Source organism: Rhizobium terrae (genome assembly GCF_003425685.1).
In the GTDB taxonomy this organism is placed as follows: domain Bacteria; phylum Pseudomonadota; class Alphaproteobacteria; order Rhizobiales; family Rhizobiaceae; genus Neorhizobium; species Neorhizobium terrae.
Window position 1 is genome coordinate 304,257 of record NZ_QJKM01000007.1, and the last position, 19,180, is coordinate 323,436.

The 19,180-nt window shown below is 61.9% G+C and carries 21 protein-coding genes; 12 read left to right on the forward strand and 9 right to left on the reverse strand.

Annotation, left to right across the window (positions count from 1 at the left end):
- Window positions 1-10 precede the first annotated feature (10 nt).
- A complete protein-coding gene (locus DMO26_RS15445; RefSeq protein WP_117193118.1) occupies window positions 11-817 on the reverse strand; it encodes an alpha/beta hydrolase in 807 nt (268 codons plus the stop codon).
- Window positions 818-996: 179 nt separating this feature from the next.
- Here DMO26_RS15445 and infC point away from each other — a divergent pair, with 179 nt between their 5' ends.
- The 8 genes from infC to DMO26_RS15485 all read left to right on the forward strand — a co-directional run bounded on the left by infC (window position 997) and on the right by DMO26_RS15485 (window position 7,436).
- Complete coding sequence (infC, locus tag DMO26_RS15450) at window positions 997-1,533, forward strand: translation initiation factor IF-3 (RefSeq protein ID WP_117193035.1); 537 nt, start codon at window positions 997-999, stop codon at window positions 1,531-1,533.
- A 208-nt stretch (window positions 1,534-1,741) separates the two neighbouring features.
- Window positions 1,742-1,945, forward strand: coding sequence for a 50S ribosomal protein L35 (rpmI, locus tag DMO26_RS15455; RefSeq protein WP_037159489.1), 204 nt, complete (start codon window positions 1,742-1,744; stop codon window positions 1,943-1,945).
- A gap of 38 nt (window positions 1,946-1,983) precedes the next feature.
- Window positions 1,984-2,388, forward strand: coding sequence for a 50S ribosomal protein L20 (gene rplT, locus DMO26_RS15460; protein WP_117193036.1), 405 nt, complete (start codon window positions 1,984-1,986; stop codon window positions 2,386-2,388).
- A 179-nt stretch (window positions 2,389-2,567) separates the two neighbouring features.
- The gene (pheS, locus tag DMO26_RS15465; protein WP_117193037.1) at window positions 2,568-3,650 is read left to right on the forward strand and encodes a phenylalanine--tRNA ligase subunit alpha; all 1,083 of its coding nucleotides are present in this window, start codon (window positions 2,568-2,570) and stop codon (window positions 3,648-3,650) included.
- 17 nt (window positions 3,651-3,667) lie between these two features.
- On the forward strand, window positions 3,668-3,904 hold the full coding sequence (locus tag DMO26_RS15470; protein WP_117193038.1) for a DUF4160 domain-containing protein: 237 nt from the start codon (window positions 3,668-3,670) through the stop codon (window positions 3,902-3,904).
- A gap of 10 nt (window positions 3,905-3,914) precedes the next feature.
- Entirely contained in the window at window positions 3,915-4,160 is a 246-nt protein-coding gene (locus tag DMO26_RS15475; protein WP_162894929.1) for a DUF2442 domain-containing protein, read from the forward strand.
- Between the two features lie 39 nt (window positions 4,161-4,199).
- On the forward strand, window positions 4,200-6,635 hold the full coding sequence (pheT, locus tag DMO26_RS15480; protein WP_117193039.1) for a phenylalanine--tRNA ligase subunit beta: 2,436 nt from the start codon (window positions 4,200-4,202) through the stop codon (window positions 6,633-6,635).
- Window positions 6,636-6,818: 183 nt separating this feature from the next.
- Window positions 6,819-7,436, forward strand: a complete 618-nt coding sequence (locus tag DMO26_RS15485) for a hypothetical protein (RefSeq protein WP_117193040.1) — start codon at window positions 6,819-6,821, stop codon at window positions 7,434-7,436.
- A 10-nt stretch (window positions 7,437-7,446) separates the two neighbouring features.
- Here the strand turns inward: DMO26_RS15485 and DMO26_RS15490 are convergent, their stop codons facing one another.
- The 3 genes from DMO26_RS15490 to DMO26_RS15500 form a co-directional block, all read right to left on the reverse strand.
- Window positions 7,447-8,211 (reverse strand): hypothetical protein, encoded by a 765-nt coding sequence (locus tag DMO26_RS15490; protein WP_162894916.1) that lies wholly within the window; start codon window positions 8,209-8,211, stop codon window positions 7,447-7,449.
- A gap of 296 nt (window positions 8,212-8,507) precedes the next feature.
- Window positions 8,508-9,503 (reverse strand): aldo/keto reductase, encoded by a 996-nt coding sequence (locus DMO26_RS15495; RefSeq protein WP_117193042.1) that lies wholly within the window; start codon window positions 9,501-9,503, stop codon window positions 8,508-8,510.
- A gap of 64 nt (window positions 9,504-9,567) precedes the next feature.
- Window positions 9,568-10,518 (reverse strand): aldo/keto reductase, encoded by a 951-nt coding sequence (locus DMO26_RS15500; protein WP_117193043.1) that lies wholly within the window; start codon window positions 10,516-10,518, stop codon window positions 9,568-9,570.
- A gap of 190 nt (window positions 10,519-10,708) precedes the next feature.
- On the opposite strand from DMO26_RS15500, the gene DMO26_RS15505 reads away from it, so the two are divergent.
- Complete coding sequence (locus DMO26_RS15505) at window positions 10,709-11,695, forward strand: Gfo/Idh/MocA family protein (RefSeq protein WP_117193120.1); 987 nt, start codon at window positions 10,709-10,711, stop codon at window positions 11,693-11,695.
- Between the two features lie 8 nt (window positions 11,696-11,703).
- On the opposite strand, the gene DMO26_RS15510 is transcribed toward DMO26_RS15505, so the two are convergent.
- Both DMO26_RS15510 and DMO26_RS15515 read right to left on the reverse strand, forming a co-directional pair.
- On the reverse strand, window positions 11,704-12,087 hold the full coding sequence (locus DMO26_RS15510; protein ID WP_117193044.1) for a GtrA family protein: 384 nt from the start codon (window positions 12,085-12,087) through the stop codon (window positions 11,704-11,706).
- Window positions 12,084-13,115 carry a glycosyltransferase gene (locus DMO26_RS15515; protein ID WP_117193045.1) on the reverse strand — a complete coding sequence of 344 codons (1,032 nt, stop codon included), beginning with the start codon at window positions 13,113-13,115 and terminating at the stop codon, window positions 12,084-12,086. Before DMO26_RS15515 ends, DMO26_RS15510 begins: the two co-directional genes overlap by 4 nt.
- Window positions 13,116-13,239: 124 nt before the next feature.
- Here DMO26_RS15515 and DMO26_RS15520 point away from each other — a divergent pair, with 124 nt between their 5' ends.
- Entirely contained in the window at window positions 13,240-15,066 is a 1,827-nt protein-coding gene (locus DMO26_RS15520) for a hypothetical protein (RefSeq protein WP_117193046.1), read from the forward strand.
- Window positions 15,067-15,079: 13 nt separating this feature from the next.
- Here the strand turns inward: DMO26_RS15520 and DMO26_RS15525 are convergent, their stop codons facing one another.
- A complete protein-coding gene (locus DMO26_RS15525) occupies window positions 15,080-15,310 on the reverse strand; it encodes a hypothetical protein (protein WP_117193047.1) in 231 nt (76 codons plus the stop codon).
- Window positions 15,311-15,473: 163 nt separating this feature from the next.
- The gene (locus tag DMO26_RS15530; protein ID WP_117193048.1) at window positions 15,474-15,737 is read right to left on the reverse strand and encodes a spike base protein, RCAP_Rcc01079 family; all 264 of its coding nucleotides are present in this window, start codon (window positions 15,735-15,737) and stop codon (window positions 15,474-15,476) included.
- 232 nt (window positions 15,738-15,969) lie between these two features.
- Here DMO26_RS15530 and xseA point away from each other — a divergent pair, with 232 nt between their 5' ends.
- A complete protein-coding gene (gene xseA / locus DMO26_RS15535; RefSeq protein WP_117193049.1) occupies window positions 15,970-17,580 on the forward strand; it encodes an exodeoxyribonuclease VII large subunit in 1,611 nt (536 codons plus the stop codon).
- Window positions 17,580-18,179: an NAD(P)H-dependent oxidoreductase gene (locus tag DMO26_RS15540; RefSeq protein WP_117193050.1), complete on the forward strand. Its 600-nt coding sequence runs from the start codon at window positions 17,580-17,582 to the stop codon at window positions 18,177-18,179. Before xseA ends, DMO26_RS15540 begins: the two co-directional genes overlap by 1 nt.
- On the opposite strand, the gene DMO26_RS15545 is transcribed toward DMO26_RS15540, so the two are convergent.
- A complete protein-coding gene (locus tag DMO26_RS15545; RefSeq protein WP_205421219.1) occupies window positions 18,176-19,117 on the reverse strand; it encodes a cyclase family protein in 942 nt (313 codons plus the stop codon). The two genes, DMO26_RS15540 and DMO26_RS15545, sit on opposite strands and share 4 nt — an antisense overlap.
- Between the last annotated feature and the right edge of the window lie 63 nt (window positions 19,118-19,180).

Consider the following 19,180-nt stretch of genomic DNA (forward strand, 5'->3'; position numbering starts at 1 on the left):
AGGCCAAAATTTAATCATGCATTATTAGGGCGGAGACCGCGGCCTTCAGTTTTTCAATGTCCTGCGGCCGCGAAAGCCTGTGGTCGCCATCGCGGATCAGGGTGAGCACCACATCGTCGGCCGGCAGGAATTCCACGAGCTTCAGGGCATGGCTGTAGGGCACGTCCGGATCCTGCATGCCCTGGAGGATATGCACCGGGCAACCGGTCTCGATGATGCCCGAAAGGACGAGGTTCCTCCGTCCGTCCTCGATCAGGTCGCGTGTATAGATGTTCGGCTCCGGGCTGTATTCCGATGCCTCTTCGAAATAGCCTCGATCGGCGAGCGACTGCCGCTGCCCGTCGGTCAGGTTGGGTTCGATCAGCTCGGCCGTGAAATCCGGCGCCGGGGCGATGAGCACGATGCCGGCCACCTTGGGCGCCTTCTTCCGTTTCCTGAGTTCCTGCACGAGGCGCAATGCGATCCAGCCGCCCATCGACGAGCCGACCAGCACGATGCTTTTCGGCCTGATGTCCTCGAGCACGGCGATTGCCTCTTCCAGCCAGCGCGAGATCGTCCCGTCGCGGAAGGCGCCGCCGGAAATGCCGTGGCCGGAATAGTCGAAACGGATCGCTGCAAGCCCGAGTTCGCCGGCAAGCGCGTCGAGTTCGACGGCCTTGGTGCCGGACATGTCCGATCGGTAACCGCCGAGCCAGACGAGAGCCGGTCCGGACTTTTCCTTTGCCGCCGTGCGATGGATGACGGCGATCTCGCGGGCGGCCGGTCCGCTGCCCACGGTGATCCTCTTTTCGATATTGTCGGCGGCGGCATGTGTCATGGCGATTCCTTGAGCTTCGCCGCGCTTATAAAACAGATTCCTGGGCTTGCGACAGCAGGTGATTTTTTCGCGGAGCTGTGCTATTGACTTCCCCGCAGTGATCACGACATTGCCGTCGGCCGCAGCCGCACGCGCATAGTTCGCCGCTGCGTTCCGAAACAATCTAGGAGAATACGACCATTCGCAGACCATTCAAAGCCGATGCCCCCGTCAAGGAGGGGCCGCGCTCCAACCGGGAAATTCGCATTCCCAAGGTCCAGCTTATCGATGCCGAAGGACAGAACCTCGGTGTGGTTCCGACCGACCAGGCTCTTCGCATGGCAGAAGAAGCTGGTCTCGACCTCGTCGAGATCTCGCCGAATTCCGAACCGCCGGTGTGCAAGATCCTCGACCTCGGCAAGCTGAAATATGCGAACCAGAAGAAGGCTGCCGAAGCTCGCAAGAAGCAGAAGGTCGTCGAAGTCAAAGAAATCAAGATGCGCCCGAACATCGATACTCATGACTATGAGGTGAAGATGAAGGCGATCAACCGTTTCTTCGAAGAGGGCGACAAGGTAAAGGTCACGCTGAAGTTCCGCGGCCGTGAAATGGCCCACCAGGAACTCGGCATGAAGCTTTTGCTTCAGGTGAAGGACGACACCACCGAGATCGCCAAGGTGGAAGCCGAGCCGAAGCTTGAAGGCCGTCAGATGATGATGGTGCTGGCACCGAAATAAGTGCCGCATCCTCTCCCGCCCTTCGCGGTTGCCGGCAATCGGCCGGTTTTTCGGCGCGTTGTCGGAGATATCTTCTTTCCCATTGCGCTTTGAACCGGCTGCGGTTATAAGCGCGCGTCCGAACGGTCCGGCAGGGCATGCCGTGGCCGTTCTAAATGCTTGAAACTGGCCGCGTCTGCCGGTTTCGATACAAATACGGAGTAGCAAAATGCCCAAGATGAAGACGAAATCGGCTGCCAAGAAGCGGTTCAAGATCACCGCGACCGGTAAAGTCGTTGCAGCCGCCGCTGGCAAGCGCCACGGCATGATCAAGCGGTCCAACAAGTTCATCCGCGACGCACGCGGAACGATGATCCTTGCCGAACCCGATGGCAAGAAGGTTATCAAGAGCTACCTGCCGAACGGTCTCTGAGACCCTCGTCGATTTGGATCAGTTAAGGAGATCATGACATGGCACGCGTAAAACGGGGCGTCACTTCCCGCGCCAAGCACACCAAGACCCTCAAGGCAGCCAAGGGCTTCTACGGCCGCCGCAAGAATACGATCCGCGCCGCCAAGGCTGCCGTCGATCGTTCGCGTCAGTTCGCCACGCGCGACCGCCGCGTCAAGAAGCGCAATTTCCGCGCCCTGTGGATCCAGCGTATCAATGCTGCCGTCCGCGAATCCGGCCTGACTTACGGCCGCTTCATCGACGGCCTCAACAAGGCCGGCATCGAAGTGGACCGCAAGGTCCTCTCCGACATGGCGATCCATGAGCCGGAAGCATTCGGCGCTCTGGTCGCCGCTGCGAAGAAGGCCCTTGAATACCTCAAGGAAACCGGCACGGCCAACGAGTTTGAAGGCGCGGTTCGTTAACCAGCGCTTCCCAGGCTTAATTAGCTTCACTGATTTTGGGAAACCCGCGCTGGTTTGGGCTGGCGCGGGTTTTTCATTTGCAACGGTGCGCTCCGCTTCGAACGCGCGGTTGCAAAGACTGACAAACAGACGTCACGACCTCGCAATAGATCTCTCCGACCTGTCACACGGAAGAAACCATGTCCGATCTGGAAAACCTGAAAACTTCGCTTCTGGCGGAAATCGCCGGCGCCGGCGACGAGGCGGCGATCGAGGCCGTGCGCGTTGCGGCACTCGGCAAGAAGGGCTCCGTCTCCGAACTCCTGAAGACGCTCGGCACCATGTCGCCCGAAGAGCGCCAGACGCGCGGTGCGGCGATCAACGCGCTGAAGAACGAGATCACCGACGCGATTACCGACCGCAAGACGGTGTTGAAGGATGCGGCGATCGAAGCACGGTTGAAGGCCGAGACGGTCGACGTCTCGCTGCCGGTGCGTTCTTCGCCCGCCGAACGCGGCCGCATCCATCCGATCAGCCAGATCGTCGACGAGATCACCGCGATCTTCGGCGACATGGGTTTTTCCATCGCCGAAGGCCCGGATGTCGAGACCGACTATTACAACTTCACGGCCCTGAATTTCCCGGAAGGCCATCCGGCCCGCGAGATGCACGATACCTTCTTTTTCCAGCCGGATGAAAACGGCGAGCGCAAGGTGCTGCGCACCCATACGTCTCCGGTGCAGATCCGCACCATGGAGGCGCAGAAGCCGCCGATCCGCATCATCATCCCCGGCAAGACTTACCGTCAGGACAGTGACGCCACCCATTCGCCGATGTTCCATCAGGTCGAGGGCCTGGTCGTCGACCGCAAGTCGCATGTCGGCAACATGCGCTGGATCCTGGAAGAGTTCTGCAAGGCCTTCTTCGAGGTGGACAGCGTGACGATGCGCTTCCGCCCGTCCTTCTTCCCGTTCACCGAGCCGAGCTTCGAGGTGGACATCCAGTGCGACCGCTCCGGTCCGATCGTCAAGTTCGGCGAGGGCACCGACTGGATGGAGATTTTGGGCTGCGGCATGGTGCATCCGAATGTGCTGCGTTCCGGCGGGCTCGATCCGGACGAGTTCCAGGGTTTCGCTTGGGGGATGGGTCTCGACCGCATCGCCATGCTGAAATACGGCATGCCGGACCTGCGCGATTTCTTCAACGCCGACGTGCGCTGGATGAACCACTACGGCTTTCGCCCGCTCGACATGCCGACGCTGTTCGGGGGCTTGAGCGCCTGAGCCAGAGAGCCTGACAAATGCCGACCCTGCCGATCTGGCATGGATACAAGTTCCGGTTCTACGCTTTGGATGTGGGTGAACCGCCGCATGTCCATATCGTCAAGGATTCAAAATCCCTGAAGGTCTGGCTGGGGAATTTGGAAGTCGCGCAGAATAAAGGGTATAGTGACCAGGAAATTGCGAGGCTGCTGAAGGTTGCCTCGGAACATCGTGATAAATGGCTGGGCATTTGGCATGACTTCTTTGGCCTTTGAAACTGATGAGATGCGGCCTGTTCGGGCTTGGTGTGCCGATGGCGAAGTTCATGTGGCGCTCGCCGACGGTCGCGTCATCGCGACACCTCTCTGGTGGTATCCGTTCCTGTCGAAGCTGACCGACAACCAGCTGAACGACATCGAATTGATGTACGAAGGAATCTGGTGGACCGCTATCGACGAGGGCATTTCGGTGAAAAGCATGTTCCTGGGCATAAAGGCACCCGATGCCAAGGCACCGGAAAAGGCCGCCTGATCCGATATTCCTGATGATTTTGAGACGAGAACAAAGACAATGAAATTCACACTCTCCTGGCTGAAGGATCATCTGGAAACGGATGCGACCCTCAATGAAATCTGCGAGCGCCTGACGGCGATCGGACTCGAAGTCGAGGATGTCGACGACAAGGCGGCCTACAAGCCCTTCGTCATCGCCAGGGTCCTATCCGCCGAAAAGCACCCGGAGGCCGATCGCCTCAAGGTGCTGATGGTCGATGCCGGCCCAGAGGTTAATGGTGGCAAGCCGGTGCAGATCGTTTGCGGCGCGCCGAATGCCCGCGCCGGTCTTGTCGGCGCGCTGGCCCGTCCCGGCACCTACGTTCCGGGCATCGACGTGACGCTCGCGGTCGGCAAGATCCGCGGCGTCGAGAGCCACGGCATGATGTGTTCGGAGAAGGAGTTGAATCTCTCCGAGGACCATACCGGCATCATCGACCTCCCGGCCGATGCGCCGGTCGGTGCGTCCTTCGCGGCCTATGCCGGCCTCGACGACCCTATCATCGAGATCAACCTGACGCCGAACCGCCCGGACTGCACCTCGATCCATGGCATCGCCCGCGATCTGGCCGCCGCCGGTCTCGGCACGCTGAAGCCGCACGCAAAGCCGTCCTTCAAGACGGAAGGCGAGACTCCTGTCGGCTTGAAGATCATTCTCGATGACGAGCGCCTTTGCCCCGGCTTCGGCCTGCGCCTGGTGCGCGGCGTCAAGAACGGCCCGAGCCCGGTCTGGATGCAGCAGCGCCTGAAGGCGATCGGCCTTCGCCCGATCAATGCGCTGGTCGACATTACCAACTACATGACCTTCGACCGGGGCCGGCCGATGCATGTCTTCGATGCCGCCAAGGTGAAGGGCGACCTCATCGTGCGTCGCGCGCTGGAAGGCGAGACGGTGCTGGCGCTCGACACCCGCGAATACAAGCTGAACCCCGGCAACGTCGTGATCGCAGACGACAACGGCGTGGAATCGATCGGCGGCATCATGGGCGGCGAACATTCCGGCTGCGACGAGAAGACCGTCGACGTGCTGATCGAAAGCGCTCTCTGGGATCCGATCAACATCGCCAAGTCCGGCCGCGCGCTCGGCATCATCACCGACGCGCGTTACCGTTTCGAACGCGGCGCCGATCCGGAATATATGGTTCCCGGCCTCGACCGCACCACCGAACTGGTGCTGGAGCTTTGCGGCGGCACGGCGGCTGAAGCCAGGGTCGTCGGTTACAAGGGATATGAGCCGAAGGTCGTAGACTTCCCGTTCTCGGAAGTAAAGCGCCTGACCGGCCTGGAAGTCTCGCCCGAAGAGAGCCGTGAGATCCTCACCCGCCTCGGCTTCACGGTCGAGGGCAGCGGTGAACGCGTTTCCGTCAAGGTCCCGTCCTGGCGTCCGGACATCGACGGCAAGGCCGACCTTGTCGAGGAAGTGATGCGCATCCACGGCGTCGACCAGATCAAGCCGGAAGCAATCGAGCGTCTCGCCGCCGTCAATGGCCGCATCCTGACGATGCTGCAGGTCCGCACTCGCCTCGCCAAGCGCACGCTTGCCTCGCGCGGCATGCTGGAAGCCGTCACCTGGTCCTTCATTCCGGAAGATCAGGCCAAGCTTTTCGGCGGCGGCAGTAATTCGCTCAAGCTGGCGAACCCGATCGCCGCTGACATGTCCGACATGCGCCCGTCGCTTCTGCCGGGCCTGCTGACGGCCGCCCAGCGCAATGCCGACAAGGGTTTCGGCGATGTCGCGATCTTCGAAGTCTCCGGCACCTATGAGAACGCCACGCCGGAAGGCCAGCGCCGCGTTGCCGGCGGCGTCCGCCGCGGCACGGCCTCGCTGAACGGCTCCGGCCGCCTCTGGTCGAATGCCGCCAAGGGCGGCGGCAAGCCGGTGGATGTCTTCGACGCCAAGGCCGATGCGCTCGCCGTCGTCGAAGCCTGCGGTCTGCCAATGTCGAACATCCAGATCGAAAAGGGCGCTCCCGCCTGGTATCATCCGGGCCGTTCCGGCACGATCAAGATGGGTCCGAAAGTCGTGCTCGGTTATTTCGGCGAGTTCCATCCGAAGACGCTGGGTGCCCTCGATGTCTCCGGCGCTCTGTGCGGCTTCGAGGTCTTCCTCGATGCCATGCCGGACCCGAAGAAGAAGGCGAGCCGCACCAAGCCGGCTCTCGATCTTTCGCCCTTCCAGGCGGTAAAGCGCGACTATGCCTTTGTGGTGGCAAGCGACGTCGAAGCCGGCGCGATCGTCAAGGCGGCGGTCACCGCCGACCGCAAACTGATCACCGGCGTCAACGTCTTCGACGTGTTCGAAGGCACCTCGCTCGGTGAAGGCAGGAAGTCGGTGGCGATCGAAGTGCTGATCCAGCCGGTCGAGCGCACCCTGACCGACGAGGATTTCGAGGCGCTGACAGCCAAGATCGTCGCCAATGTCGAAAAGACCACGGGCGGCATGCTCCGCGCTTAATTCGGGTGGCGTGAATCACCTCTCAAAGTTAGCCTGTCCCTCTCAAAGGGCAGGCTTTTTTGTGTCCGGCCGCCAGTAGGTCGTCATCCTCGGCCTTGTGCCGAGGATCTAAGCCGCCTCAGCAATATCAACGTGGATAGATGCTGGGCACAAGGCCGAGCAGGACGGCCGGAGGATTAAGCAATGCGCGTACCGGGATCGATGAAGGGGCTGGAGGATCTCGGCCGGGTGCGGCTGTCGAAGAACTTCTTTTTCCGTGATTTCCTCTTCTCCGAGATCGCCGATTTCTATGGCATTCCGAACATCCCCGAAGACCCGGATCTCGCGATCGAAGCCGGCCGGCATCTATGCGAGGAATTGCTGGAGCCGCTTCAGGCGACGTTTGGCCGCCTGCACCTGCGCTCGGGTTACCGCTCGCCGAAGGTCAACGAATTCGGCAACAAGAACAACCTCAACTGCTCCTCGAATGCCAATACCGCCGCCGATCACATCTGGGACCGGCGCGACGCCCGGGGCTTCATGGGCGCCACGGCGTGCGTCGTCTTCCCCTGGCTGATCGACAACTATCACGAGGACGGCGATTGGCAGAAGATGGCCTGGTGGATCCATGACCACCTGCCTTACTCGTCGATCATGGTCTTTCCGAAACTCTGGGCAATGAATATCCAGTGGCACGAAAAACCTGCCCGCCGCATCCGCAGCTTTACAGGACCGCGCGGCGTGTTGACCAAGATCGGAATGGCCAACAACGAGGGCGACCATTCCGAATTTTACGAGGGCTTTCCGCAGCTGCAGCGGTGACGTTTGGGCATCAGCCGGGCGTCAGGCCGCCCGGCACGACGACGAGCGGCGTGCCGGTCGCGTCGATGAACCGTTGCTCGATCTCGGACCAGGTCTTGGCGTCCTTAGTGAATATCTCGGGATGTTCCGCCTGGAGCACCTTGAAGGATTTCAGGTAGTCGGATGCATCCTTGCCGGTCGAAAGATATTGCCAGTGCTCGGCCGGAATGCTGACGCCGGTCTCCTGCTGGACCACGGAGTTGAATTTCGAAATCTGTCCGATCGACAACTTTCTCAACGATTCCGTATCGACCGAGTTCGTTGTCTGGGAGGGCGCCGTCACAGCCTTGCCGTAGGCATCCTGGACGGCGCGATCGATCTTCCGGCTCTCTTCCGCTCCCAGCGCCTGGGTCGCGGAAGGAGTGGAGGCCGGAGACTTCTTGAGGAGATACTGGTCGTAGGTGAGGATTTCGGCGGCATAGGCCGAATGGTCGAAAAGACGGGGAATTGATGCAACCGCCGAACCGATGAGACCGAGCCAGTTTCCGCCCTCCGTGACGATCTTCGGGGGATCGAACTTGCCTGGGCCGGTTTCCACCAGCGTCACTTCGAACTGCTTGCCCTGCCAGATCGATTCCATGTCGAACATCAGCCGGTGGTTGATCTGGCGGTCGACCGTGCCGTCGGAAAAATAGACCGTCGCCTTCTGCGAGGCAAAGGCGGAATAGATCGGGATATAGAATGTACCGGTTCCGTCGAACACGATGGTGCGGATGTCGCGTCCGTCGAAATTCACGTTCAGTGAAATCTTCTGACATCGGTCTTGCTGATGCGTCGTGCAGTTTATCGTGCCGGTAACCATCCTCGGAGTCATGGCGAGGATGGAAAACAACAGGAGAAATACGAGAACTACGACGTTGATGAGCCAGTTCGGCAGTCTTTTCAACAAGCTGGGAAGATACGAGAAAAATTGTTCCATGGCCGTCACCCTCACTTGACCATGGGTTGAAGTATATCACCGTGCAATTGAGAGTAAAGAATGCTCTGGATCACATCGTCGAGCGCCCTCCAGGGAGAGCGCTCGTTTTCAAGCTACCGGTTCGTCCAGGCCATGGCCTGGGCGGCATAGCGGGTTCCGGAGAACTTTTCCGGCGCCAGAAGATCTCCGAGCCGCTTCAGTTCATCTGCCGCAAGAGAGATTTCGGTTGCGGCGGCGTTCTGCTCCAGATGCGGGATTTTTCGCGCGCCGGGGATCGGCACGATGAAATCACCCTGGTGCAGCACCCAGGCGAGCGCCAGTTGCGCGGCGGTCACGCCCTTTTCGGCGGCCATCTCCTCCAGGAGCTTCACGAGGGACGCATTGGCCGCCATGTTCTCGGCGCTGAAGCGCGGCAGCGTGTTGCGGAAATCGTCCGGGCCGAAATCCTCCGGCTTCTGGATCTTGCCGGTGAGGAAGCCCCGGCCAAGCGGGCTGAAGGGCACGAAGCCGATATCAAGCTCGCGGCAGGTGTCGAGGATTTCGCCTTCCGGCTCGCGGGTCCAGAGCGAATATTCGCTCTGCAGGGCGGTGATCGGGTGGACCGCATGGGCGCGGCGGATGACCGCGGCGCCGGCTTCGGAAAGGCCGAGCGCCCGCACCTTGCCCTCCTTTACGAGATCGGCCATGGCGCCGACCGTATCCTCGATCGGCACGTTCGGATCGACGCGGTGCTGGTAGAGAAGATCGATCGTCTCGACACCGAGACGCTTCAGCGAGGCTTCGGCGACGTTCCGTACGTGTTCGGGGCGGCTGTCGAGGCCGGCCATGGCGCGGCTATCCGATGCGCTCGGATCGATCTTGAAGCCGAACTTGGTGGCGATGACGACCTTGTCGCGGAAGGGCTTCAGGCCCTTGCCGACCAGTTCCTCGTTCTTGAACGGGCCGTAGACCTCGGCCGTATCGAAGAAGTTGATACCGAGTTCGACGGCGCGGTGCAGGGTCCTGATCGATTCCTGCTCGTCCTGGCCGCCGTAACCGTGGCTCATGCCCATGCAGCCGAGACCGACGGCGGAAACCGTCAATTCTTTTCCAAGTTTTCGCATCTTCATCGGAGCCTCCTTGTCGGAATGAAGGGACAGGCACCGCAGCGCCCGCCTGGGCTGGATTGAAAAATCAGGCGCCGGCCTCGTTGAGCAGCTTCATCTGATCGTCGGAAAGCGTCAGGTTGCCGGCGGCAACGATGGCTTCGAGCTGTTCGACGCTGGTGGCGCTGGCGATCGGGGCGGTGACGCCCGGCCGCTGGCGCAGCCATGCGAGCGCGATGGAGGCGGGTTCCGCATTGGTCTCCACTGCGACTTCGTCGAGCGCGGCGAGGATGCGGTAACCTTTGTCGTTGAGATAGGTTGAAGTGCGGTAACCCCGCGCCTTACCCTCCGCATCGGCCTTATCGCGATACTTGCCTGTCAAAAAACCGGCCGCGAGGCCATAATAGTTGATGACCCCGATCTCTTGCGTGACGCAGAGTTTGGCGAGCGGACCTTCGAATGCATCTCGGGTGTAGAGATTGTATTCGGGCTGCAGCACGTCGTAACGCGGCAGTCCGGCTCTTTCCGCGGCATCGAAGGAGTCCTGCAGCATCTTGGCATCGTAGTTGGAGCAGCCGATCGAGCGCACCTTGCCGGCTTCCTTCAGCTTCGCGAAGGCGCCCAATGTCTCTTCGTGGGAGGTGGTTTCGTCCGGCCAATGGGCGAGATAGAGGTCGATATAGTCGGTCTGCAGGCGTCGCAGCGAATTGTCTGCTTCTTCAAGGATCCACTTGGCCGACAGGTCTTTCCTGCCCTGGCCCATATCCGAACCGACCTTGGTGACGATGATCGCCTTGTCGCGAGGCGTAGCGCCGCGCTTCAGCCAGTTGCCGATGATCGTTTCCGATTCGCCGCCCACATGACCCGGCACCCAGCGACTATAGGCGTCGGCGGTATCGATCGTATTGAAACCGGCGGCGAAAAAACGGTCGAGGATGTCGAAGGAGGTCTTTTCGTCGGCGGTCCAGCCGAAGACGTTGCCACCGAGAACGACGGGCGAAATGGAAAGGCCGGTCCGGCCGAGTGCGCGCAGCTCCATGATATTCCTCCAAATTTTTAAGTGAGCGGATAGGACGTAGAAAGGAATTTGAGATTAGCCGATGTCGGGCGGCCGGCCAGTCCCTATTTTGAGCGGACGATCACTTTTTCAAGCACCCTGTCCGGCATGGCGTTGCGCCGCCTCGGTGCGGCCCATAAGGTGCGCCGGCAACGATTTGAGGGAGGGCATGATGCTGCGTTTCGGAGTTCTGTCGACGGCCAGGATCGGCCATGAACAGGTGGTGCCGGCAATCCAGGACGCGGAAAACTGCGTCGTCACGGCCTTCGCAAGCCGCGATCTCGCCAGGGCGCGCAAGCTGGCGGACCGGTTCGGAGCGCCGCACGCCTTCGGGTCCTACGAGGAGATGCTGGCATCCGATCTCATCGATGCCGTCTATATTCCGCTGCCGACCAGTCAGCATGTAGAATGGTCGATCAAGGCGGTCGAGGCCGGTAAGCATGTGCTCTGCGAAAAGCCGATCGCATTGAAGGCGGAAGAGATCGAAACGCTGATCGCCGCCCGCGACCGTGCCGGCCGCCTCATTTCGGAAGCCTTCATGGTCACCTACACGCCGGTCTGGCAGAAGGTGCGCGAACTTCTGCGGGACAAGGCGATCGGCGAGCTGAAGCATGTGCAGGGCGCCTTCACCTATTTCAACCGCGACCCGTCCAACATGCGCAACATTCCGGAACTCGGCGGCGGCGCGCTGCCGGACATCGGCGTCTACCCGACGATCACCACCCGCTTCGTGACGGAAAAGGAACCGCTCAAGGTGCAGGCAAGGGTGGAGCGTGATCCTGAATTCGGCACCGACATCTATTCCAGCGTGAAGGCGGATTTCGGTTCGTTCGAACTCAGCTTCTACATCGCGACCCAGATGGCGGCCCGCCAGATCATGGTTTTCCACGGGACTGAAGGTTACATCGAGGTGAAATCGCCCTTCAATGCAGTGCGCTGGGGCGCCGAGGAAATCGAGCTGACCAACCAGAACCACGCGGTCTCGCAGATCTTCCGTTTCCCCGACAGCCGCCAGTACAAGCGCCAGGCGGAAGCCTTCGCCCGCGCCGTCAGCGGCGAAGGCACGGAAGTGGTTACACTGGAAAACTCCCTGAAGAACCAGAAATTCATCGACGCGATCTATCGCGCAGGCAAGCACGACGGCTGGGAAAAGGTCTGAACCGTCGCTCAGCCGTTCCGATGCCGGAACACGAAGCGTGAATAACCGAAGAAACTGTAGGCCATCGCCGCTATGGATGCGGCGATGACGGCAATGATCGGCTGAAGGAAGGGCGTGCGGTAGATCAGCATCGCATAGACGGCATAGTTGATGACCGCCGAGGTGATCCCGACCACCCAGTAGCGAAAGCCTTCAACGGCAAGCGAATGAGGCGACTTGCCGAAGGTGCGGCTGCGGTTGACGAACCAGGTGAAGGCCATGGCCGCGGCGATTGCCGGAACACGGGCGGGAAACGGATTGAGCCCTGCGGCTCCGATCAACACATGCGTCAGCCCCGCATCGATGAGAAAACCGCCGCCGCCGGCGAGCAGGAACCAGAACAACTGTTTCATGCGGCACTCTTGTCAGCTTTGCGGGGCCTAGCCGCAAGAGCCTCCACGCGGGGCAGAACCGTTGGAGATCGCTCGCCCATGGCCGCCCGGCTGAGGTTCATGTAGTGGATGCGAAGCTGCTCGGCCCGTACATGCGAGACGGAATCGAGGATCAGGCCGGCTGTGAAGATCAGCAGCGAGACCAGCATCAGAACCAGCGAAAGGACCCAGGTCGGCAGGCGCTCCACGAGGCCCGTCTGGAGATAGGCAGCCAGCACCGGCGCCATGAAGACCAGGCTGGCGGCCATGAAGATGCCGGCGATCGCGCCGAAAAAGGCAAATGGGCGCGTTTCCATCATCAGCATGGCGAACATCCGGAGGATCCGGATGCCGTCGCCGAATGTCCGGAGCTTGGAATGCGAGCCTTCCGGCCGCCGGCCATAGCTCAACTCTACCTCGCAGACGGGAAGCTTGAGCCGCGAGGCATGCACCGACATTTCCGCCTCGATTTCGAACCCGCGGGAAATTGCCGGAAAGCTTTTTACGAACCGGCGCGAAAAGGCGCGGTAGCCAGAGAAGATATCGGTGAAATCCGGAGCGAACATGGCCCGGTAGAGCTGGTTGAACAGCCGGTTGCCGGCGGCGTGCCCCAGGCGGCCTGCATCGGCGAGTACGCCGCGGCGAGTGCCGACCACCATGTCCACCCGCTCGATGAGCAGCGTGCGGATCAGGTCTTCCGCATCCCCAGGCGCATAGGTTCCGTCGCCGTCCGCCATGACGTAGACGTCCGCCTCGATATCGGCGAACATGCGGCGCACCACATGGCCCTTTCCCTGCCGGCGCTCGCGGATCACCTCCGCTCCGGCCAGCATCGCCTGCAAGGCCGTGCCATCCAGGGAATTGTTGTCATAGACATAGATGCGTGCGGTGGGAAGCGCCTGGCTGAATCCGCGCACGACCGCGCCGATCGTCGGCGCCTCGTTGTAGCACGGCAGCAGGATCGCGATGTCGATGTGGCCGGCCAGCGGGCCATTGAGCGGATTTGCCATGATTTTCACTCGGCACGCGGAAAATCGAACGCAGAGCCGCCTGCGCCGTCGGTTTTACTATTTCTTGGTAAGGTTAAGGCTAGGTTTCCGTCGTGCCCGGGGAATGCGGAAAGCGACGGAAATCATGGCATACAGACCTTCCGGGCAGGAAACGGGCGGAGGCCTCGCGCCGCTCCTTTCACGCCCCGCCCCGGCGATGCTGCCCTATTGGCTCGTTGTCGCGGCCACCCTTCTCGTCGTTTCCCGCCCTGCCTCGCCGGTCTATCTGACAGGTGAAAACGACGACGTGATGCGGCTCGTCGAAGTGCGGGATCTCCTCGGCGGGCAGGGCTGGTTCGATCTCATGCAATATCGCCTGGGATTGGCCGAGGGCACGCCGATGCACTGGTCCCGCCTGATCGACCTGCCGATCGCGGCACTGATCCGGTTCCTTTCGCTTTTTCTGAGGCAAGGAGATGCGGAACTTCTGGCGGCGACCCTCTGGCCGGTCCTGCTGATGCCGCTGCTGCTCCTGCCGCTGGCGATCGCGGCCTCACGGATAGGCGGTGTCGCAGCCATGCATGTCGCGCTGGGTCTCGGGGCTCTTTTCCTTTTCACCTGCGTCCGTTTTGCGCCGGGTTCGCTCGATCATCACAATGTCCAGCTCGTGCTGGCCACGTGGCTTGCCGCCCTGCTCACCGATCCGCAAAAACGCGTCCGCAGCTATATCGCAGCCGGCCTTGCCGCTTCTCTCGCATTGGCGGTCGGAGCCGAGACGACGCCGCTCGTCGCTGTCGCATGCGGCTGCGTTGCCCTGCAATGGGTGTGGCACGGCGCGGCGTTCGCCGGTTCGGCCCGTGCCTTCGGGCTGTCTCTCACCCTCTCCGTCTCCGCTGCCTTTTTCGCGACGGTGCCGCCGCGGGATTATGGGGTGGTCACCTGCGACAATCTTTCGTTGGGTTTCTATGCTCTCTCGGCATTGGGGGGCTCGGCGCTTTTCCTGCTCGCCAGCCTGAGGCCTGCTTCCCGCCCATTGCGTTTCGGCATGATCGGACTGACCGGTACGCTTCTCCTGCTTGCAGCCCGCCTGATCGCGCCGCAATGCCTCGGCGATCCGCTGGCCTCGCTGGATCCGATGCTGACCGAACTCTGGCTGAGGGGTGTAACCGAAGCGCGCTCGTTCACCGCCGTGGCGGCGGCCGAGCCGGAAATGGTCGGCGGCTTCTATGCCGCCGGATTGTTTGCGATGGCGGTGTGCCTGTTCCGGAGCCTCCGAGGAGAAGAGGTCGAGTTTCACCTTGTCCTCCTCGCGCTTGTCGGCACGTCCTGGCTCGTCGCGTTGCTGCAGGTGCGCGGCGCTTTCTTTGCAAATCTGCTGAGCATTCTGCCGCTGTCGCTGCTGATTGCCGATCTTCGCAGGCACTCCGCAACCGACTCCGAAAACGCCGCCCTCGCGATCGGATATCTCGGTACGATGCTGGCTTCCGTGCCGGTTCTCTGGGCGCTTGGAGGCGTTGCCGCGGTGCATGGCTGGCAGCAGGCCATGGATGCAAGCGTGATGACCTTTGCGGGTGCTCCCGCGGCGGAAGGGGGCGAATGCGGCAACCCGGCGGATATGGCGGCGCTCAACGCATTGCCCCCCGGCACCGTCGCCGCTCCATCCAACAGCGGGGCGGAAATTCTTGCCGCCACGGGTCACCGTGTCCTCTCCGCCCCCTACCACAGGGACCAGAAGGGAATGCTGACGGAGCTGCATATCGGCCTGTCGGTGGCGGCAGACGCCTGGGCTTTCCTCAAAGGCGCCGGTGTGACGGCAGTCGCCTTCTGCCCGACCGACCCGCAGACGGAAGCCTTAATACGGCTGAAGCCGGACGGTTTTTACGCCGACCTCGCCCGCGGCGCCGTACCGGCCTATCTGGAGGCTATCGGCGGTGGCGAGGGGTTCTGGCTTTATCGGGTGAAGCCGGATTGACGGGATCACGGCTTCAAGCTGTCCGGAAACGGCGGACGACCAGCAGGCCGGCGATGAAATTGATCAGGCCGGCATTGTAACCGAGGATGGCGACGAGAAGATCGAGGTAGGATGTCGGGCCGGTGGAAACCACGCTCGCAAGCGCGAACGTCGCCACGATCAGAAATGCGATGAACGCCACCGAAAAGGCAGACCGCATCATGCCGGCGCAAACGCCAATCGATGCAGCGGTCAAGAACAGCACTCGACATCTCCTTTCTGCCCTCAATGGAGAAAGCATATGCGCCACCTGCTAATAAAAGCTTTCGTGGCGCTGCTCAGAAATCACCGATCCATCGATAAAATCCGCTAAAAGTGTCCCTTTTTGGGATTTTGCCGGGCGGAGATCGGCGTCGTGTCCACTTCGGTCACACCAGGCCGGCGATCGATGCTGCGGTCGTGCCGGTCGCAAAGACCCGCGTCGTCCGCAGCGGAAGCAGGCTGCCGGAGGAAACGTTCGACAATGTCAGCGTCTCACCGGAGAGCATCCGGACGCCCAGATTGCCGCCGATGCCGACAAACAGCGCCCGCGTGGCTTCCGGCAGGTCGATGCTGTCACTGGGGGCAATGGCAAAGCCGGAGGAGGCGGGGCCGGAGAGGGAGGGTTGGGTATTGGCGAAGCGGTCGGACATGGTGAAATCTCCTTGAGTGGGTTCGCAGCCATTGTCGCCCGGTTCTCCTGCCTGGGGAAAAGTCAGTCGCAAAAATGGCCTTCGAGATTATTGCTCTTGGGAAAAAGCTATTTCAAACCAATCGTTTAGATCTGCTAATGCTTTGGCAGGCCGATTTTTTCAGCCTCCGGTCATCCCCGCTCTGCCGTATCCGGCTGATGAATTTGCAGGGCACATCCTTTAGATAGAGAATATGACCAGCTTGACCGCCAGCGATTCGCCCTCGAACCTGACCGAGTTTTCGGTATCGGAACTGTCCGGCTCAATCAAACGCACTGTGGAAACTGCGTTCGACCACGTGCGGGTGCGTGGAGAAATTTCCGGCTATCGCGGTCAGCATTCCTCCGGCCACGCCTATTTTTCGCTGAAGGACGATCGCGCCCGCATCGACGCGGTAATTTGGAAGGGCACCTTTCCGCGAATAAAGTTTCGGCCGGAAGAGGGCATGGAAGTGATCGCCACCGGCAAGGTGACGACCTTCCCCGGTTCGTCGAAATACCAGATCGTCATCGAGAGCATGGAGCCGGCGGGTGCCGGCGCGCTGATGGCGCTGCTCGAAGAGCGCCGGCGCCGGCTCGGAGCCGAAGGCCTGTTCGACCAGAGCCGCAAGCGCCCGCTCCCTTATCTTCCTCAGGTGATCGGCGTCGTGACCTCGCCGACCGGCGCCGTCATCCGCGATATTCTCCATCGCATATCCGATCGCTTTCCGGTGCATGTCATCGTCTGGCCCGTCAAGGTGCAGGGCGAAGGTTCGGGCGACGAGGTGGCGGCGGCGATCCGCGGGTTCAACGCCGTCGAGCCGGGCGGCCCGATCGGGCGGCCGGACGTGCTGATCGTCGCCCGCGGCGGCGGCAGCCTGGAAGACCTCTGGAGTTTCAACGACGAAGCCGTGGTGCGCGCGGCGGCCGAAAGCCGGATACCGCTGATCTCCGCCGTCGGCCACGAGACCGACTGGACGCTGATCGACCATGCCGCCGACGTGCGCGCCCCGACGCCGACGGGTGCCGCCGAAATGGCAGTGCCCGTAAAAGCCGATCTCGAAGCGCAGCTGGCGAACCTCGCGGCACGGCTGCGCGGTGCCGCCAGCCGTCAGATGGACCTGCGCCGTCAATCCGTCCGGTCGCTGGTGCGCGCCCTGCCATCCATCGACCAGTTATTGGCCCTGCCGCGCCGGCGGTTCGACGAGGCGGCCGCCGGTCTCGGCCGCGGGCTTGAGCGCACCACGGTGGTGAAACGCCGTGCTTTCGAGCGGGCGTCGTCCGGTCTGCGGCTCGAACTGCTCGCCAATCGGCTGTCGCAGCAGCGGCAATTGCTGGCAGATCGCATCACCCGCAGCGAACGCTGCCTGGAACGGCAATTGCTGAAGGAACACAATCGCGTCACCAGGGCCGGCGCCTCGCTTGCATCCCTGCCGGCCAGGCTGCTGGGCCAGTTGCAGCGCGAGCGGCAGCACATGACGGCGCTTTCCCGACAGTCGGATACGGCTTTGACGCATATGCTGGCGCGTAGCCGTTCGGCCGTCGCCGCGCAGGATCGGGTGCTGCAGTCGCTCTCCTACAAGAACGTCCTGAAGCGCGGTTTTGCGGTCGTGCGTGGCGAGGACGACCGGCCGTTGACCCGAGCCGCCGGCATCGGCGAAGGCCTGGCGATCTCCGTGGAATTCGCCGATGGCCGCATCGCGGCCGTGACGGGCGAGGGTGGCGAGCCGGTCGAGCGGCCTTCCATGCCGCCGCAACCGAAGAAGAAGGCCGCAAAGCCGGAGCCGGCGGCAGGCGACCCGCCGAAACAGGGCAGCCTGTTCTGATGCGCGTCCTCTTGGTTCTGGCCCATCCGCTGCCGGAAAGCTTTGCGGCTTCCGTTGCGCGGACCGTGCGCGAGACACTGGAAGCGAACGGCCATTCGGTCGATCTGCTCGACCTCTATGGGGAGAATTTCGATCCCCGGCTGACGGAGAGTGAACGGCGCGGTTATTTCGACGTGCCTTACGACACCTCGGATGTCGCGGGCCTTGTGGCGCGGCTGCAGGCGGCCGAAGCGCTGATACTCGTCTTTCCCCAATGGTGGTTCAACCTGCCGGCGGTTCTGAAAGGCTTTTTCGATCGCGTCTTTGCACCGGGTGTCGCCTTCCGCCACGACAAGGCGGGCGGCAGGATCATTCCGCTGCTGACCAACATCCGCCACTTCTGGGCCTTCACCACCACCGGTTCGCCGTGGTGGGTGGTGAAATTCTACATGGGCGACCCCGTGCGCCGACAGCTGAGGCGTGGCATCGCCATCTTCTGCAACAGACGCGTCGATTTCCGCATGCTGGCGCTGCACGACATGGACCGCGCCACGGACGAAAAGCGCAAGGCTCATCTGGAGCGCGTCAAATCCGCGCTCCAGCGTCTCGGAAAGGCTTAGCGGACGCGCATGCCGGCCTTTTCGTCGAACTTCAGCACCTTGTCGAATTTCTGCAACGGCGCTTCCGGCACGGAGCCGATCGTCACGCCATGCTGCCAGTCCGGCGGGCATATCGCGACATAACGGGCATAACCGCCGACCCCGCCGCCGAACTTCGGATATCCGATCGCCACCAGCGCGCCCGTCTCCGGCACCTTGTCGAGATTCGCAACGCCTTCCGCCTGGGCGAAGCCGTTATGCATCAGCCAGTATTCGCCCTCGAGATTGGGCGTCGTATCGGTATCGAGCGGCTCATGACCATGAAACAGGATTTTCCGCTCCAGATGCAGGAATTTCAGCGCGTCGAGTGAGACACCGGGAAACGGTCTTGTGGTGGAGAGCGAGGGATCCGGCCATTTTTTGTACCATCCGGAGCGCACGAAGACGACGGAGCCTTCCGGTATCTTCCCGTGCTTTGCCTCGAAATCTGTGATGTCCGCGACCTGCAGGTGATAGCCGGGATCGGTCGCCACCTTCGGCTCGATATTGATGACGACGAGCGGCCGCACCGCATAGGTGGCCGGCAACTCGTCGATCGCCGCATATTCCGGCGCCCAATGGGCCGGCGGGTCGAGTTGGGTGCCGAGCTGGTCGGTGGCGAGATTGTAGGTGGAGGCGGCGAAACCGTGCTTTTCGAAGGTGAAGGTCTCGCCCTTCTTGGCATAACCTTCGAGATCGACACCGGCCGCTGCCTGGCCGAAGGCAGACTTTCCGAAGCCCGCCCAGACCGGGATATTCGGCGTGATCGTGTGGGTCAGGTCGACGTATTTTGCGCCCTTCAGCGCCTCGTTGTAGACCTTCCAGAGGCCTGGTTCCTGAGCGGACGCGGTAGTGATCGGGGCAATGGCGAGAAGGGCCGCGCCGATCGGCGCCGCCAGACGGATAAGCGGATATGGCATGCCGGTTTCCCTCTTTGTCATTCGTGCTGATCAATTGCCGACACGCCAGACGTGCCGGCAGGT

Excerpts from the sequence above, each read along its gene's own strand:
- DMO26_RS15520 (WP_117193046.1), top strand. The coding sequence starts at position 13,240 with ATGGCATACAGACCTTCCGGGCAGGAAACGGGCGGAGGCCTCGCGCCG.
- pheS (WP_117193037.1), top strand. The coding sequence starts at position 2,568 with ATGTCCGATCTGGAAAACCTGAAAACTTCGCTTCTGGCGGAAATCGCC.
- DMO26_RS15475 (WP_162894929.1), top strand. The coding sequence starts at position 3,915 with ATGCGGCCTGTTCGGGCTTGGTGTGCCGATGGCGAAGTTCATGTGGCG.
- rpmI (WP_037159489.1), top strand. The coding sequence starts at position 1,742 with ATGCCCAAGATGAAGACGAAATCGGCTGCCAAGAAGCGGTTCAAGATC.
- DMO26_RS15485 (WP_117193040.1), top strand. The coding sequence starts at position 6,819 with ATGCGCGTACCGGGATCGATGAAGGGGCTGGAGGATCTCGGCCGGGTG.
- DMO26_RS15530 (WP_117193048.1), bottom strand. The coding sequence starts at position 15,737 with ATGTCCGACCGCTTCGCCAATACCCAACCCTCCCTCTCCGGCCCCGCC.
- DMO26_RS15515 (WP_117193045.1), bottom strand. The coding sequence starts at position 13,115 with ATGGCAAATCCGCTCAATGGCCCGCTGGCCGGCCACATCGACATCGCG.
- DMO26_RS15505 (WP_117193120.1), top strand. The coding sequence starts at position 10,709 with ATGCTGCGTTTCGGAGTTCTGTCGACGGCCAGGATCGGCCATGAACAG.
- xseA (WP_117193049.1), top strand. The coding sequence starts at position 15,970 with ATGACCAGCTTGACCGCCAGCGATTCGCCCTCGAACCTGACCGAGTTT.
- DMO26_RS15500 (WP_117193043.1), bottom strand. The coding sequence starts at position 10,518 with ATGGAGCTGCGCGCACTCGGCCGGACCGGCCTTTCCATTTCGCCCGTC.
- DMO26_RS15545 (WP_205421219.1), bottom strand. The coding sequence starts at position 19,117 with ATGCCATATCCGCTTATCCGTCTGGCGGCGCCGATCGGCGCGGCCCTT.
- DMO26_RS15540 (WP_117193050.1), top strand. The coding sequence starts at position 17,580 with ATGCGCGTCCTCTTGGTTCTGGCCCATCCGCTGCCGGAAAGCTTTGCG.
- DMO26_RS15470 (WP_117193038.1), top strand. The coding sequence starts at position 3,668 with ATGCCGACCCTGCCGATCTGGCATGGATACAAGTTCCGGTTCTACGCT.
- DMO26_RS15445 (WP_117193118.1), bottom strand. The coding sequence starts at position 817 with ATGACACATGCCGCCGCCGACAATATCGAAAAGAGGATCACCGTGGGC.
- rplT (WP_117193036.1), top strand. The coding sequence starts at position 1,984 with ATGGCACGCGTAAAACGGGGCGTCACTTCCCGCGCCAAGCACACCAAG.
- pheT (WP_117193039.1), top strand. The coding sequence starts at position 4,200 with ATGAAATTCACACTCTCCTGGCTGAAGGATCATCTGGAAACGGATGCG.
- DMO26_RS15510 (WP_117193044.1), bottom strand. The coding sequence starts at position 12,087 with ATGAAACAGTTGTTCTGGTTCCTGCTCGCCGGCGGCGGCGGTTTTCTC.
- DMO26_RS15495 (WP_117193042.1), bottom strand. The coding sequence starts at position 9,503 with ATGAAGATGCGAAAACTTGGAAAAGAATTGACGGTTTCCGCCGTCGGT.